Source organism: Halopseudomonas sp. 4NH20-0008 (assembly GCF_057548395.1).
On record NZ_BAAJMD010000007.1, the window covers coordinates 154,428 to 168,593 of the forward strand.

Consider the following 14,166-nt stretch of genomic DNA (forward strand, 5'->3'; position numbering starts at 1 on the left):
TTGAATGATTTCGCTCAACCTGCAGACGGCACAGCCTGCTGGCTTGACACACGACGCAGCACACAAGGCTGCAGCTCAGGATTGGCCTGTTGCCGTCCTGCACGAAGACGTACCAAAACAAAGCCGGCCGCCAGACCGACAAAGGCTGCGAGAATGATACCGGGCTCCGGCACAGCCATTGCCTCTGCCAGCAGGGCAAAGACAAACAGAACCAGCAGCGGCACTGCATACATCCAGACTGAAGCTCTGACCACGGCCGTCTCCGCAAGACCGATCACGACCTCATCACCAACAGACAGCGGCTGATCGGTCAATACCCTGATATAACCTTGCCGCGCCCCGGCGCCGAGTCTCTGCATCAGTGCCTGACCGCAACCGGCACGCGCCTGGCAGGAGCCACAGGTACTGCGGCGGATGGTCTCAACCCAGGCCGCGCCAGGTTCGATGCTGAGCACCCTGCCCTGTTCTTCAATCATTGCACCCCACCGTCATTCTCGCGACGCAATGAATCCGCCACCCGCTCGGCTGCAACAGCGGGTATCTCGCCAACCACAGTCACAAGAAAATCGCCTTCCGGCGTTGCCAGTTTGCGACTGACTGCAACGGTAGGTCCGAGCTGAGCGCGCAAATCATCGGCCAGCGCCTGATCGCCCAGCGACTCGATGAACAGGGTGAAGCGCGCCAGTCCATCAGTGAAAACCTGAATGAACAGCTGGCCATCACCCTCCAGCGCGCGCGTTTCGCTGTAGCCCAGGGCAAAGCCTGAAGGCAGCCAGGTTGGTACCCAGCGCGCACGGTTGTCCAACAGATTTGATGGCTGGATAGGCAGGCTCTTGCACGCCTCGCCCGGCTCAAGTTCAAGCGGATCGATACGATCAAGAGACAGGCTGGTGAACTGAAAGCGCTCGAGTAACACCTCGCGCTCATTGATCAAAAGTGATTTGAGCAACAACCCGGTCTGCGTATCGAGATACAGTTCATAAGCATAGCGGAAGGGGTCTCGAGGCTTGACGGCCAGCACGGTAACTGGCCGATTGGCGACCCGGGTCTCGCCCAGAATTTGCAGGCTATACCAGTTATGCAACAGATCAGGCTGCTCCGCCAACAGAGTGGCATCTGCCCAATCGGCTGCTATCGATGTTGAACTGGTGCAGAGCAACTCGCCGTTGTGGCGAATCCACTCCTGGGGATCACCATCGCTCTGTAAGAGACGCTCGGTCACATCCCCTGCATCTACCTGACGCCAGATCAGATGGGTTGAAAAGCTGCCACTACGTTCATACACAAAAGCGCCCTGATAGCTTTGCAGGCGCGCTGCTTCACTCATCCGCGAGAGCCACTGTCGCGCCTCATCAGCCTGGACAGGCTGAATAAGCAACAGCATCGCCATGGATGCAGCCCACAGCAGAGAGGGTCTGATTGCGGGCTTGCCAGGCACTTAGCGACTTTCCAGGCTCGCGGCGCGAGCATAGGGGAGCACCTGTGAACTGCCAAAGCGCGAACTGTGCTCGGCATGCTCTCTCAAGTAGGTTCCGATGCGCTGCTCATGCCAGAGTGTAGGTGACTGCGAAGCCGTTTCGGCTTCGACTGGAGCCGGCGTGGAGAAGCCGGCCAATACCGCACCACCACCCTGCGGCACACTGATACTTGGCGACATCTGCGGCGTCGCACGCTCGACCGCAGCCAGGTCATCAGACACGGCCAGTTCCTGCTGATTGAACATGTTCACGCCAACCAGTACAGCCAGGGTAACAGAGGCTGCTACGGCGACACGACCCAGGTTGTGCCACACCCGACTGGCTCGACTGGCTGTCGCCGTCGGAGCCTGTTCGGAGGCAATGGCGGCGGCAATACCGGCGGAGATATCCACCCGACCCTGCCAGGGTTCCTTATGCATCATGGCCCGCGCGACCTGGAAACGCTCCCAAGTCTTGCGCAGCGCCGGATCACCTTCACTGGCCTGGAGTATGCGACGGACTTCGAGTTCACCCGCTTCATCATCCATCAGCGCGGAGAGAGATTCCTGCAAGGATTCACTGCTCATTGCCTTACCTCTGCTGTTGACCCCGTATGGGGGCTTGCTGCACCGGTCCCTTTCACGCTAATCAATCAAACCAAGCATTCAAACTCAGTCTTCAAGCAGCGGCTTCAGGGCTTTGTCTATCGCCTCACGTGCCCGGAAAATACGCGAACGTACGGTACCCACCGGACAACCCATGACCACGGCAATATCTTCATAACTCAAACCTTCAAATTCACGCAAGGTCAAAGCCGTTCTCAAATCATCAGGCAACTGTTGCAGGGTTTTGTTCACTACCTGCTCAATTTCGTTGCGCAACATATCTCGCTCTGGCGAATGAATATCCTTCAGGGCACTGTCACCCTCGTGATATTCGGCTTCATCGGCGGCTATATCCGAGTCCGGAGGACGCCGACCACGTGCCACCAGATAATTCTTCGCCGTGTTGATCGCAATGCGATACAACCAGGTGTAAAAAGCACTGTCGCCGCGAAAATTGGCTAGCGCGCGATAGGCCTTGATGAAGGCTTCCTGAGATACGTCCTGGGCTTCATGACTGTCATGAACAAAGCGAGTGACCAGCGCCAGAATCTTGTGCTGGTATTTGAGCACCAGCAGATCAAATGCCCGCTTGTCACCCCGCTGAACCCGCTCGACCAACTGCTGGTCGGTCTGCTCGGTCATGCAGCCACTCCATTGGACACGGTAACCTTCAACGCCACCTCGTTGTGATAGACCCACAATCTACGCAAAAGTTCTCCCCCATCAGATTCAGCTATAGGAGCGACACCCCCTGTAAAAGTTCAATCTCCGACAGCATGGGGCATACGCAATATGACAGTATTGTGGAGCAGGCACCTTCTATATACTACCCCTCTCGACAGCGTGACCGCTTCACCCCTTTCTTCACCGAGGCACCATGACCGATACTGCACAATATGACGTACTGGTAATCGGCAGCGGTGCCGCCGGCCTGACTCTGGCTCTGCACCTGGCAGACAATCTTCGGGTAGGCGTCATCAGCAAGGGTCAACTGTCTGAAGGCTCGACTTTCTGGGCCCAGGGCGGTGTTGCCGCCGTACTGGACGACAGTGATACCGTCGACGCCCATGTACAAGACACCCTCGATGCCGGTGGCGGACTATGCAATGAAGAATCTGTCCGGCACATAGTCGGAGAGAGCCGAGACGCCATTGGCTGGCTGATCAGTCAGGGTGTGCCCTTTACCCGCGAGCGCCGTGAAGATGGCAGTGAGTCGGATGATTTTCACCTGACCATGGAAGGCGGACACAGTCACAGGCGCATCATCCATGCCGCCGATGCCACAGGCGCCGCGATCTTCAACACCCTGCTGCAACGCGCCCTGCAACATGACAACATCGAACTCTTGGAAAACCGCGTTGCGGTTGACCTGATTACCAGTAACAAGCTCGGCCGCGACGGCCAGCGCTGCCTGGGGGCCTACATCCTCAATCGCAGCACCGGCCATGTGGAAACCCATGCCGCACGCTTTACCGTGCTGGCAACCGGCGGCGCCAGCAAGGTCTATCTCTACACCAGCAATCCCGACAGTGCCTCCGGCGACGGCATTGCCATGGCCTGGCGAGCAGGCTGCCGGGTCGCCAACATGGAATTCAACCAGTTTCATCCGACCTGCCTGTATCACCCTCGGGCCAAAAGCTTTCTTGTCACCGAAGCCCTGCGCGGTGAAGGCGCGCTGCTCAAGTTGCCTGATGGGACGCGTTTTATGCCACGCTTTGACAGCCGCGCCGAGTTGGCACCCAGGGATATTGTCGCCAGGGCGATTGACCACGAGATGAAGCGTCTGGGTCTGGATTGCGTGTATCTGGATATCAGCCACAAACCGGCTGAGTTCATCCGCAGCCATTTCCCGACCGTATATGAACGCTGCCTGTCCTTCGGCATCGACATCACCCGCGAGCCCATTCCTGTGGTTCCGGCGGCGCACTATACCTGCGGGGGCGTGGTGGTATCCAAGAATGGCCGAACCGATGTGGAAAGCCTGTATGCCATCGGTGAGACGAGTTTTACCGGCTTGCACGGCGCCAACCGCATGGCCAGCAACTCGTTGCTTGAGTGCATCGTCTATGGCCGCTCAGCCAGCAGCGATATTCTTCAGCAACTGGCCACTACCGACATGCCTGAGAACCTGCCCGCCTGGGATGAAAGTCAGGTAACAGACTCGGACGAGGACGTGATCATTTCCCACAACTGGGACGAATTGCGGCGCTTCATGTGGGACTATGTGGGCATTGTACGAACGACCAAGCGGCTGCAACGGGCCAAACATCGGGTCGACATGCTGCTGGCCGAAATCCACGAGTTTTACAGCAATTACACAGTGACCCGCGATCTACTGGAACTACGTAACCTGGCACTGGTGGCTGATCTGATCATCCAGTCGGCGATGCAGCGCAAGGAAAGCCGCGGCCTGCACTTTACCCTGGACTACCCGGATCTGCTGGACGAGGCCCGGGATACTATTCTGCAGCCACCCAGCGCTGACGACTGAAGCGCAAGCGCAGACGCAAGCGCCTGAGCGCATCCTCAGTCGCAGCATCGGCTGGCAGAATGACCGATATGGACCACCACCGGCCCGGCTCCTGTAAGCGCACGACGGTCAACAACGCACTGACAAAGGTGTCTGACAACAACTGCGCAGAGGATTCACTGCCATCCCGGCGCAGTAAATGCCACCCCTCGCCATCAAAGCGCAGCCCGGTAACAGACTGGGCATGTCGCAAGCTGATCTGACGCGGCCATACCCAAATGGCAAAACCTACTACCAGCAACATCAACGGCAACACCAGCATGGCGGGTAGGCCGCTACGGTAGAGGGCTATCTCGGCAAACAGGCTTAACAGCAGCAGGGTTACCGCCAGAAAGCGTGATGGTTGACGCCGCAGCAACAGGTAATCATTTTGGCTGAACACGGTCGAGTATCATCCTCACAATGCGTTGCAGATCCGGATCATCAGGCTCGCTACGCTGCATGAACCAGCCGAACATGTCCTGGTCTTCGCAGGTCAGCAGTTTGCTGAAGCGCTCTTTATCAGCCGGTTCAAGGTCGCTGTAGGCCTCCTGAAGAAAGGGCAACAGGAGTACATCCAGCTCCAACATGCCTCGACGGCTATGCCAGAACAAACGTTTCATTTCTATATCGGCCGACATCAATATCTCCGCAGGGGTAAAGGCGCCATAGCGTGCACAGTCTTCATTATAAGCGCAAGCTGACGCTGACAAGCATGCACCTTAGTCCTATGATGTAACAGCGAAAGACACCTGATACAGCAGATACCCGAACCAATGAGCCACAACAGCCCTATTCAAAACAACGCAGATCTATTCAACTCCCTGCCGCAAGCGGAAGGCGCCACAGCCTTTATCTGTCAATTGGCCGACGAGGCTCTGTTACGCGTCAGCGGCCAGGACGCTGAGCGCTTTCTGCAGGGCCAACTGACCTGCGACCTGCGCCTGCTGGAGGTCCCCGGCAGCTCAATGGGGGCTCGCTGCAACCCCAAGGGGCGCATGCAGTCCAGTTTCCGCCTGCTACGCAGCGGTGAAACCGACTATCTGCTGGCCATGGATCAACACCTGCTGGAAGGCCAACTGGCCGACCTGAGCAAATATGCGGTGTTCTTCAAGGTCCGACTTGAAGACATCAGCCAGAGCTGGGTTCGTGTTGGGCTTTGGGGCGAGGGAGCCGAACAGGCTCTGCAACAAGCCGGACTGAATATACCCACCGAACCAGACCAGGTCTCTGTCGGCGCTAATCAGACCTTGATTTTGCGCTTACCGGACTCCGCACGCTATGAGCTCTGGTGCCCTGCAGAGCACAGCCAAGCCTTGATGGTGAGCCTGTCTGGGCAGGTGTGCACAGCACCAGCCGAGCAATGGCAATGCCTGAATATCCGCCAGGGCATAGGCCGGGTCAGACTGCAAACCCGTGAAAGCTTTATCCCGCAAATGCTCAACCTGCATCTGTTCAGCGCTGTCAGCTTCAAGAAAGGCTGTTATACCGGCCAGGAAATCGTCGCGCGCATGCAGTACCTTGGTAAACTCAAAAAACGCATGTTCAGGTTCCTGATGACCGGAACAGAGCCTCTTCAGCCCGGTACAGCTATCATCGACCAAGGCAGCGGGCAGAGTGTTGGCGAAGTGGTGGAAAGTGTCTATTGCGGGCAGCAGGTAGAAATACTGGCCGTAGTGCAAAAGGATGCGGCACAATTGGCAACATTATGTGCAATCGACCATCAGGGTTCACTGCTGACCTTGACCGACTTGCCCTATGACAGCGAGCTGGCCGACGCCGAAACCAGCACGGTAAACTGAACAAGGACTACCCCATGACCGATCTTGCCCAGCGCGTACAGGATGAACTCATACAGGCCATCGACAAGGATCAACTGACCCTGCCGACCCTGCCCGAGGTTGCCCTGCGTATTCGTGAAGCAGCCGAAGACCCGGACGTCAGCATCCCGCATCTGGTACGCGAGATCAGTAACGATGCGGCCCTTAGTGCGCGACTGATCAAGGTGGTCAACAGCCCCTTGCTGCGCACCCGCACCGAAATTACTGATCTGGGCATGGCGGTCAACCGCATGGGCATAACCTACACGGCTAACCTGGCCACCGGCCTGGCAATGGCGCAGATGTTTCAGGCTACCTCGGACGTGATCGACCGCAAGATGCGTGAAGTCTGGGGCCGCAGTACTGAAGTAGCCGGCATCAGCCATGTGCTGTGCCGACACTACACCAAGCTCAAACCTGACCAGGCTACGCTGGCTGGGCTGGTGCATCAGATTGGCGTCTTGCCCATCTTGAGTTATGCCGAAGAGAATGACAGTCTGCTATCCGATTCGATCAGTCTGAACCTGGTTATTGACCGCATTCATCCGATCCTCGGTGATCGCATCCTGGCCGCCTGGGACTTCCCCGAGCCACTGCGTCACGTGCCCACCCAGCACCTGGACTTCCAGCGCAACTCACCTACACCTGACTATGCCGACATTGTGCAGGTTGCCATGCTGCAAAGCCTCAGCCCGGATCATCCGCTGACACAGATGGACTGGAACAGCATCCCGGCCTTCGCCAAACTCGGCATCAGCCAGGACGGTGGTGAGGATGAAGAGGATCTGTCTGCAGAGATGGAAGCGGCGATGGCGTTGTTGGGGTAAAAGCAGCTGCAAGCTGCAAGCTGCAAGCTGCAAGCTGCAAGCGTAATCAGTTTGGGGGTTGCGCAATGCCTGTCAACGGCTTTATACCGGCAATAAAGCATTACCTCGAACCTGCTCTGCCAGCTTGCCGCTTAAGGCTTGCAGCTTGCGGCTGCTTTACCGGTTCCGCCACTGCGGCGGGCGTTTCTCGAAGAAGGCATTCACGCCCTCAAGCGTATCCTCCAGATCAAACAGATCAACAAAGCGCTCACGCTCTTCGGCCAGCAGGCTGTTCAAGGGTTGATGGCGGGCGCCCTGAATCAGGGTTTTGCAGGCTTTGACCGCCTGTGGACTTTGACGACCGACCTGCGCAGCCAGGCGTAACGCGGCGGCAACAGACTCGCCCTCCTCCACCACTTCCTCAACCAGACCAATACGCTCGGCCTTGACGCCATCAATGCGCTCGCCACACAGAATCATGCGTTTGGCCCAGCCCTCGCCCACCAGCCAGGCCAAGGCCTGAGTGCCGCCAGCGCAGGGCAGTAGCCCGACGCTGGCTTCCGGCAGCGCCATCTGCACCTGCCGTTCGGCAATGCGGATATCACAGGCCAGCGCACACTCCAACCCACCACCCATGGCATAACCATTGATAGCGGCAATGGATACCCCGGAAAAGTCCCGCAGGGCTTCGAAAGCCTGCCCGAACAAGCGAGCCATTTGTCGGGCTCGACCCTTGTCGCCATCGGCGAACAGCTTCAGGTCTGCCCCGGCAGAAAAGAACCGGCTGCCTCGCCCGGTGATCACCAGGGCAAAGATCTCCGGATCGCCGTCCAGGTGTCCCACCAGCTCGACCAACCCATGCAAGGTATCGGTGTCCCAGGTGTTGGCTGAGGGATTGTCTATGGTCACCAGCGCCGTGTGGCCGACCTTCTGCACCACCAGCTTGTCCGTGCGCGGAACCAGCGCGGTATAGGGTTGCAATGCGTGTTCCATGGAAAGACTCCAGACAGTGTTGTGACCCTTCAAGAATAGGCCAATGCAGGCTTAATGTCAGGCCGGAAGGGCGGGCAGAGACCAATCAATCGGCGACTGTCCATGGGCCTGCAAATAGTCATTGGCCTGGGAGAAATGACCGTTACCGATAAAACCTCGATGGGCCGAGAGTGGCGACGGGTGCACCGAGCGCAAAACATGGTGGGCAGACAGATCAATCTGCTCGGCCTTCTTTTGCGCATAACTGCCCCAGAGCATAAACACCAGATTCTGGTGGCGCGCAGCAAGCACCTCGATCACCTTCGACGTAAAGCGCTCCCAACCGCGCTTGGCATGGGCACCAGCACTGGCCTGCTCTACTGTCAGCACGGCATTGAGCAACAATACACCCTGCTCTGCCCAGCTTTGCAGACAGCCGTGAGCGGGAATCGGCAGCCCCAGATCACGCTGCAGCTCCTTGAAGATATTCTTCAACGATGGCGGCGCGGGTACACCAGGTGGTACAGAAAAGCTCAGGCCATGGGCTTGACCGGGGCCGTGGTAAGGATCCTGCCCGATGATCACCACTTTGACCTGATCCAGCGGCGTGCTGTTCAGCGCGTTAAAAATCAACGGGCCCGGTGGAAAAATCACCTTGCCAGCCTGTTTCTCCGCCAGCAGGAAAGCTTTCAGTTCACGCATGTAAGGCTGATCAAACTGATCGGCTAGCGCGGCCTTCCAGCCCGGCTCCAATTGAGCCTCGGAGGCCGGCATACTACTCGGCAACCGGAACAGATTGCGCGTTGCAACGAATGACGCGCTGCCGATCATCTACCAACAGACCCGACAGGCCATTATGGCGGCTGTCATGCAACACCAGGATGCCGTCAACACACTCAGCCACCTGATTGGCCGAGCGACTGCGCATCTGCCCTGCTTCTTCGGAACCAACCGTAACCAGACTGAACTCGGCAACCAGCCGGCTCTCGTCCTCACGGGCAAAGTTCAGATAACCGTAAAAATGCAATACCGCCACGGTAAAGATCACGCTGGCAAAGGCGGTGATAATCATCGGTAACTTGTTGTCCCGGTTTGTTTCGCTCACAGACTTACCTCACAGAATATTGGCATAGTCAGCCTCGATGCGGTCGAGGCTAAGATTGTTCAAAAAACCCGAGAAGCACATCCAGGCACTCAGGGCGTTGAGGTCGGCAAAGGGCGCCGGCAGATAACGCGGCGGCACCACCAGCCCCTCCTCCACCAACTGACCCAGGGTACGCATATCCTCAAGGGTGGTCTTGCCACAGAACAACAGGGGGATCTGTTGCAGCTTGCCCTTGCGCACCGCCAGCTGGATAAAGTTGTAAGTCAGAATAAAGCCCTTGAGATAGGCCAGGTCCTTGGTGAAGGGCAAGCCGTCACTGCTGGAGCCGCGAAATACCCGGCTGGCATTGGCATAGCTGTCTTCCTTGGAGTAATCCTGCTCACGATAGAACTGAAATACGTCCAGGAAGTTCGCACCACTTTCAGCCAGTTGAATGGCCCGGGTGCGATTGGTCAGCTTGCGCAGTCGCGCCGGATAGGAGGCAAAGGTGATCACCTCCATCAGAATCGCCAGGCCTTCCTGGGTCACCGTCGATGACGGCGGCCCCTTGGCCAGAAAGGTGCAGATTGGCTGGTGCTTGCCGTTCAGACTGGTAGCCACATGCACCATACCCTCATGCACGGCAAGAATATTCAGATCGCGCTGGTTGAACATCGCATCACTGCGGATCTTGATGTAGTCGGCACCGGCAGCCGCATCGGCGACAATCCCGTCAGACTCGAATACGCGCACCGATTGATCGTCCGGAAAGGCCTGATTCATGCGTTCCTGAAGGATGGCCACGGCTTCCGGGGCAGCAATGATCTTGGGCTCGCGGCCCAGATCGGAGCCGATATTGGTCAGCGACTCACTGAGCATGATGCCCAGGTCGGTCAGGGTCGGGTCACCGGCATGGAAGGCATCGGAGGCCGAGCCATACAGCTCCTGCGAGATCAGCCCCATATCCGGCGTACCGCGGGCTTCGAGCATGCGGATGACCATGCGGTATTCCTTGCACATACGCCGCATGATCTGCCCGACCGGGTTGAAGGTGCCCAACTGCCGGGTAATGTCCCGCTCGATTTCCTGAAAGACCTGACGCCGTTCCGCAGGGTCGAATCCCAGCGGGCGCTGGGCATAATAGTCGGGGCCGGTATCGGGCAGCGCCTTGCAGCGCTTGCGGAAGAACTCCTCGCGCAGGTTGTCGTCCCACTTGATCGCATCCAGAATCCGGATCGGCGACTGCGCCTCGACAATGCGGTCAGACAGACTGCGGATCACCAGTTGGTACTGCTCGCTCTGCTTTACCGTCATAGAGTCCCTGCCGTGGTGGTTGCCCTTGGTCCGCTTAAAAGCTGAAGGGGATATAGCGTTCGGTGCAATGCTCAGCTAGGCAAGCCCTGTGCTGGACACGCCGTGAACCCATCCATGGAGGCTCGGCCGCGCCCGTCCTGGGCGCGGACGGTCCAGCACAGGGCTCGCCTAGCATCGCAAAACGGGATTGGTATTAGCCCCCACCTTTTCTCATAGCACTGTATCTGAAACCGTCTTGGAGACCAATTGTGTTGGAAAGTCTGATCACGTACGTAGCCAAACGCGCAAGCAAACCTTTAAATCAGACTTTCCTTGCACGCAAGATCAACAAATACAAAAAATCAGGCCTCAGGCCGCATATGCGGGAACAGAATCACATCACGAATGGACGGTGCATCGGTCAGCAGCATGACCAGACGATCAATACCTATGCCCTCACCCGCCGTCGGCGGCATGCCGTATTCCAGGGCGCGAACGAAGTCGGCGTCATAGTGCATGGCCTCATCGTCACCGGCATCCTTGTCCGCCACCTGGGCGTGGAAGCGTTCGGCCTGATCTTCGGCGTCGTTCAGCTCCGAATAGGCGTTGGCAATCTCACGGCCACCGATAAACAGCTCGAAGCGGTCGGTGACGCTCGGATCGTCATCGCTGCGACGGGCCAGGGGCGAGACCTCGAAGGGGTAGCGGGTGATAAAGGTCGGTTGTTCCAGACGGTGCTCGACCAGTTCCTCGAAAATCATGGTCTGCAGCTTGCCCAGACCTTCGAAGCCCTTCACCGCCGCACCGGCCTTTTTCGCAATGGCGCGCGCCCGGTCAAGATCCTGCAGATCGGCGGCGCTAATGTCCGGGTTGTACTTGAGAATCGAGTCGAACACCGAGAGCCGCGCAAAGGGCTCACCGAAGTGGAACACCTTGCCCTGATAGGGCACATCGGTGCTGCCCAGCACATCCAGCGCCAGCTCGCGGAACAACTCCTCGGTCAGGTCCATGTTGTCTTCGTAATCGGCGTAGGCCTGATAGAACTCGAGCATGGTGAACTCGGGATTGTGCCGGGTCGAGACGCCCTCGTTGCGGAAGTTGCGGTTGATCTCGAAGACCCGCTCAAAGCCACCTACCACCAGTCGCTTGAGGTACAGCTCCGGCGCGATACGCAGGAACATCGGCAGGTCCAGCGCATTGTGATGGGTCTCGAACGGCTTGGCCGCGGCGCCACCGGGGATGGTTTGCAGCATCGGCGTTTCCACTTCCAGGAAGTTGCGCTGGGCCAGAAACTTGCGGATATGCGCAATCACCCGCGAACGTACCAGAAAGGTATTGCGCGTATCTTCGTTGACGATCAGATCAACATAACGCTGGCGATAACGCTGCTCGGTATCAGTCAAACCGTGGAACTTGTCCGGCAGCGGGCGCAGGGATTTGGTCAGCAGCTGGACGCTGGCCATATTGACGTACAGGTCACCCTTGCCGGAGCGCGCCAGGGTGCCTTCGGCGGCGATGATATCGCCCATATCCCAGTGCTTGATCTGCTCCAGGGTCTCGGCCGGCAAGCCCTTGCGGTCGACATACAGCTGAATCCGTCCGCTCATGTCCTGAATGACAATGAAGGCGCCACGATTCAGCATGATCCGGCCTGCCACCTTGACCGCTATGCCCGACGCTTCCAGCGTTTCCTTGCTGTGCTCTGCATAGGTGGCCTGCAAGTCGCCAGCCAGGCTGTCACGGCGGAACCGGTTGGGGAAGGCATTACCACGGGCACGCTCGGCGGCCAGCTTTTCCTTGCGCAGGGCAATCAGGCTGTTTTCTTCATGCTGCAGTTGCTGCTGGTCGAGGTGTTGGTCGCTCATAGTCGGTCGTCCCGCTCAAATCATCATCGTGTAGGGTAGCTGCAAGCAGGGCATCTCGAGGGAGCGACCTGGCCTTGCAGCTTGTAACTTGAAACTTGTAGCTTGCGGCTGCGCTTACAGCCCTTGTTTCAGACTGGCCTCGATGTACTCATCCAGGTCGCCATCAAGCACCTTGTCACAGTCGCTGCGCTCAATGCCGGTACGCAGATCCTTGATCCGTGACTGATCCAGTACATAGGAGCGGATCTGGTGTCCCCAGCCGATATCCGACTTGGTATCCTCAAGGGCCTGGGCCGCGGCGTTGCGCTTCTGCATTTCCTGCTCATACAGTTTGGCGCGTAGCATCTTCATCGCGGTATCGCGGTTGGCGTGCTGGGAACGCTGATTCTGGCAACTGACCACGGTGTTGGTCGGTACGTGGGTAATACGAATCGCCGAATCCGTGGTGTTCACGTGCTGACCACCGGCACCGGAGGAGCGGTAGGTATCAACACGCAGATCGGCCGGATTGATATCGATCTCGATATCGTCATCGATTTCCGGCGAAATAAATACCGCCGAGAACGAGGTATGCCGGCGGTTGCCCGAGTCGTAGGGACTTTTGCGCACCAGCCGGTGCACACCAATCTCGGTCCGCAGCCAACCGAACACATACTCACCCTTGATATGTACCGTGGCGCTCTTGATGCCGGCGACTTCACCGGCCGAGAGTTCGACAATCTCGGTTTCAAAGCCACGCTGATCGGCCCAACGCAGGTACATGCGCAGCAGCATGTTGGCCCAGTCCTGAGCCTCGGTGCCACCGGAACCGGCCTGAATATCCAGGTAACAGTTGTTGGCATCCATCTCGCCACTGAACATGCGGCGAAACTCGAGCTTCTCGAGACTGACTTGCAGACGTTGCAACTCGGTGACGATATCGGACACAGCCGATTCGTCATTTTCCTCGTTGGCCATGTCCAGTAATTCGGAGGCATCAGCCAGACCGCTGCTCATCTCGTCGAGGGTTTCGACGATCTGCGCCAGCTGTGAGCGTTCCTTACCCAGGGCCTGGGCCCGCTCGGGATCGTTCCAGACACCCGGGTCTTCCAGCTCGCGCTCGACTTCGGTCAGGCGATCACGTTTGTGATCGTAGTCAAAGATACCCCCTGATGGTCTCGGAGCGACCACGCAGATCTTTGATGGTATTCAGAATAGGGTTGATTTCCATGGTGACTAAATCCCGGCAGGAAAAAGGCGGCATTGTAGCGGAAATCAGGCCGCGAGGGCAGTGCCGTGGCGAACACGGAGTTCACCACGGCTGGCAATCAGTGCGGCAGCACCCTGATAAACACGATGGTACCGATGCCCCAGCAGGCATTGAGGATAAAGCCGATGATAAAGCGAGCCGGCAACATGGCTGGATCAAGCCCCAGACCCTTGAGCGGAAAGACCACCAGCACCGCCACCGCGGTCAGGGCAATACCGCCGAACAACGCGGCCTTGAGCCAGATCAGTGAAGAACCCAAACGATTCAGCACCAGCATCATGACAATCGCCCAGAGACCACCCCAGAACCCGGCTGACACTACAGATGGCACGCCCAATGGCTGGGTAGTCGCCAGTGAATAGGGCGCAAAGGGCACGATACCGGCAGAATGCAGCAGACCCAGAGCTGGCTGATGGAAACAGAAGACGGCCAGAAACCCGGCAATAAAACAGAAAATCCAGCGTTGCATGGTCACACCTCGTTATTGTTTTGAACATGCACTATAG

Annotated in this window: 16 protein-coding genes; 3 read left to right on the top strand and 13 right to left on the bottom strand. The window is 57.9% G+C overall.

The window, feature by feature from the left end; all coding sequences use genetic code 11:
* Window positions 1–14: 14 nt before the first annotated feature.
* The 4 genes from AC27HQ_RS09130 to rpoE form a co-directional block, all read right to left on the bottom strand.
* Entirely contained in the window at window positions 15–476 is a 462-nt protein-coding gene (locus AC27HQ_RS09130; RefSeq protein ID WP_487155845.1) for a SoxR reducing system RseC family protein, read from the bottom strand.
* On the bottom strand, window positions 473–1,390 hold the full coding sequence (locus AC27HQ_RS09135; RefSeq protein WP_487155846.1) for a MucB/RseB C-terminal domain-containing protein: 918 nt from the start codon (window positions 1,388–1,390) through the stop codon (window positions 473–475). Before AC27HQ_RS09135 ends, AC27HQ_RS09130 begins: the two co-directional genes overlap by 4 nt.
* 48 nt (window positions 1,391–1,438) lie before the next feature.
* Window positions 1,439–2,044, bottom strand: coding sequence for a sigma-E factor negative regulatory protein (locus AC27HQ_RS09140; protein WP_487155847.1), 606 nt, complete (start codon window positions 2,042–2,044; stop codon window positions 1,439–1,441).
* A gap of 84 nt (window positions 2,045–2,128) precedes the next feature.
* The gene (rpoE, locus tag AC27HQ_RS09145; protein ID WP_487155848.1) at window positions 2,129–2,704 is read right to left on the bottom strand and encodes an RNA polymerase sigma factor RpoE; all 576 of its coding nucleotides are present in this window, start codon (window positions 2,702–2,704) and stop codon (window positions 2,129–2,131) included.
* Window positions 2,705–2,939: 235 nt separating this feature from the next.
* Between rpoE and nadB the strand changes: the two genes are divergently transcribed.
* On the top strand, window positions 2,940–4,553 hold the full coding sequence (gene nadB, locus AC27HQ_RS09150; protein WP_487155849.1) for an L-aspartate oxidase: 1,614 nt from the start codon (window positions 2,940–2,942) through the stop codon (window positions 4,551–4,553).
* Here the strand turns inward: nadB and AC27HQ_RS09155 are convergent.
* Together AC27HQ_RS09155 and AC27HQ_RS09160 are read right to left on the bottom strand one after the other, a co-directional pair.
* Window positions 4,522–4,974 (bottom strand): hypothetical protein, encoded by a 453-nt coding sequence (locus tag AC27HQ_RS09155; protein WP_487155850.1) that lies wholly within the window; start codon window positions 4,972–4,974, stop codon window positions 4,522–4,524. The two genes, nadB and AC27HQ_RS09155, sit on opposite strands and share 32 nt — an antisense overlap.
* Window positions 4,958–5,212, bottom strand: a complete 255-nt coding sequence (locus AC27HQ_RS09160; protein WP_487155851.1) for an FAD assembly factor SdhE — start codon at window positions 5,210–5,212, stop codon at window positions 4,958–4,960. Before AC27HQ_RS09160 ends, AC27HQ_RS09155 begins: the two co-directional genes overlap by 17 nt.
* A gap of 135 nt (window positions 5,213–5,347) precedes the next feature.
* On the opposite strand from AC27HQ_RS09160, the gene ygfZ reads away from it, so the two are divergent.
* Together ygfZ and AC27HQ_RS09170 are read left to right on the top strand one after the other, a co-directional pair.
* A complete protein-coding gene (ygfZ, locus tag AC27HQ_RS09165; protein WP_487155852.1) occupies window positions 5,348–6,373 on the top strand; it encodes a CAF17-like 4Fe-4S cluster assembly/insertion protein YgfZ in 1,026 nt (341 codons plus the stop codon).
* Between the two features lie 14 nt (window positions 6,374–6,387).
* Window positions 6,388–7,218, top strand: a complete 831-nt coding sequence (locus AC27HQ_RS09170; RefSeq protein WP_487155853.1) for an HDOD domain-containing protein — start codon at window positions 6,388–6,390, stop codon at window positions 7,216–7,218.
* A 156-nt stretch (window positions 7,219–7,374) separates the two neighbouring features.
* On the opposite strand, the gene AC27HQ_RS09175 is transcribed toward AC27HQ_RS09170, so the two are convergent.
* From AC27HQ_RS09175 to AC27HQ_RS09205, 7 genes are all read right to left on the bottom strand, one after another.
* Complete coding sequence (locus AC27HQ_RS09175) at window positions 7,375–8,190, bottom strand: enoyl-CoA hydratase (protein WP_487155854.1); 816 nt, start codon at window positions 8,188–8,190, stop codon at window positions 7,375–7,377.
* A 57-nt stretch (window positions 8,191–8,247) separates the two neighbouring features.
* Window positions 8,248–8,943 carry a uracil-DNA glycosylase gene (gene ung / locus AC27HQ_RS09180; RefSeq protein WP_487155855.1) on the bottom strand — a complete coding sequence of 232 codons (696 nt, stop codon included), beginning with the start codon at window positions 8,941–8,943 and terminating at the stop codon, window positions 8,248–8,250.
* A 1-nt stretch (window position 8,944) separates the two neighbouring features.
* On the bottom strand, window positions 8,945–9,274 hold the full coding sequence (locus AC27HQ_RS09185; protein ID WP_487155856.1) for a PA3694 family proteiin: 330 nt from the start codon (window positions 9,272–9,274) through the stop codon (window positions 8,945–8,947).
* 9 nt (window positions 9,275–9,283) lie between these two features.
* Entirely contained in the window at window positions 9,284–10,567 is a 1,284-nt protein-coding gene (locus tag AC27HQ_RS09190; protein WP_487155857.1) for a flavohemoglobin expression-modulating QEGLA motif protein, read from the bottom strand.
* Between the two features lie 341 nt (window positions 10,568–10,908).
* A complete protein-coding gene (lysS, locus tag AC27HQ_RS09195; RefSeq protein ID WP_487155858.1) occupies window positions 10,909–12,411 on the bottom strand; it encodes a lysine--tRNA ligase in 1,503 nt (500 codons plus the stop codon).
* A 114-nt stretch (window positions 12,412–12,525) separates the two neighbouring features.
* Window positions 12,526–13,621, bottom strand: a protein-coding gene (gene prfB / locus AC27HQ_RS09200; RefSeq protein ID WP_487155859.1) for a peptide chain release factor 2 whose coding sequence is annotated in 2 segments (ribosomal slippage) — window positions 12,526–13,548 and window positions 13,550–13,621 — 1,095 coding nt in all. Because the reading frame shifts where the segments join, the coding sequence is not laid out codon by codon here.
* A 97-nt stretch (window positions 13,622–13,718) separates the two neighbouring features.
* Window positions 13,719–14,129 carry a hypothetical protein gene (locus tag AC27HQ_RS09205; protein WP_487155860.1) on the bottom strand — a complete coding sequence of 137 codons (411 nt, stop codon included), beginning with the start codon at window positions 14,127–14,129 and terminating at the stop codon, window positions 13,719–13,721.
* Window positions 14,130–14,166: the final 37 nt, after the last annotated feature.

Excerpts from the sequence above, each read along its gene's own strand:
- ung (WP_487155855.1), bottom strand. The coding sequence starts at position 8,943 with ATGCCGGCCTCCGAGGCTCAATTGGAGCCGGGCTGGAAGGCCGCGCTA.
- nadB (WP_487155849.1), top strand. The coding sequence starts at position 2,940 with ATGACCGATACTGCACAATATGACGTACTGGTAATCGGCAGCGGTGCC.
- AC27HQ_RS09175 (WP_487155854.1), bottom strand. The coding sequence starts at position 8,190 with ATGGAACACGCATTGCAACCCTATACCGCGCTGGTTCCGCGCACGGAC.
- AC27HQ_RS09170 (WP_487155853.1), top strand. The coding sequence starts at position 6,388 with ATGACCGATCTTGCCCAGCGCGTACAGGATGAACTCATACAGGCCATC.
- AC27HQ_RS09205 (WP_487155860.1), bottom strand. The coding sequence starts at position 14,129 with ATGCAACGCTGGATTTTCTGTTTTATTGCCGGGTTTCTGGCCGTCTTC.
- ygfZ (WP_487155852.1), top strand. The coding sequence starts at position 5,348 with ATGAGCCACAACAGCCCTATTCAAAACAACGCAGATCTATTCAACTCC.
- AC27HQ_RS09135 (WP_487155846.1), bottom strand. The coding sequence starts at position 1,390 with ATGGCGATGCTGTTGCTTATTCAGCCTGTCCAGGCTGATGAGGCGCGA.
- AC27HQ_RS09160 (WP_487155851.1), bottom strand. The coding sequence starts at position 5,212 with ATGTCGGCCGATATAGAAATGAAACGTTTGTTCTGGCATAGCCGTCGA.
- lysS (WP_487155858.1), bottom strand. The coding sequence starts at position 12,411 with ATGAGCGACCAACACCTCGACCAGCAGCAACTGCAGCATGAAGAAAAC.
- rpoE (WP_487155848.1), bottom strand. The coding sequence starts at position 2,704 with ATGACCGAGCAGACCGACCAGCAGTTGGTCGAGCGGGTTCAGCGGGGT.
- AC27HQ_RS09130 (WP_487155845.1), bottom strand. The coding sequence starts at position 476 with ATGATTGAAGAACAGGGCAGGGTGCTCAGCATCGAACCTGGCGCGGCC.
- AC27HQ_RS09190 (WP_487155857.1), bottom strand. The coding sequence starts at position 10,567 with ATGACGGTAAAGCAGAGCGAGCAGTACCAACTGGTGATCCGCAGTCTG.
- AC27HQ_RS09140 (WP_487155847.1), bottom strand. The coding sequence starts at position 2,044 with ATGAGCAGTGAATCCTTGCAGGAATCTCTCTCCGCGCTGATGGATGAT.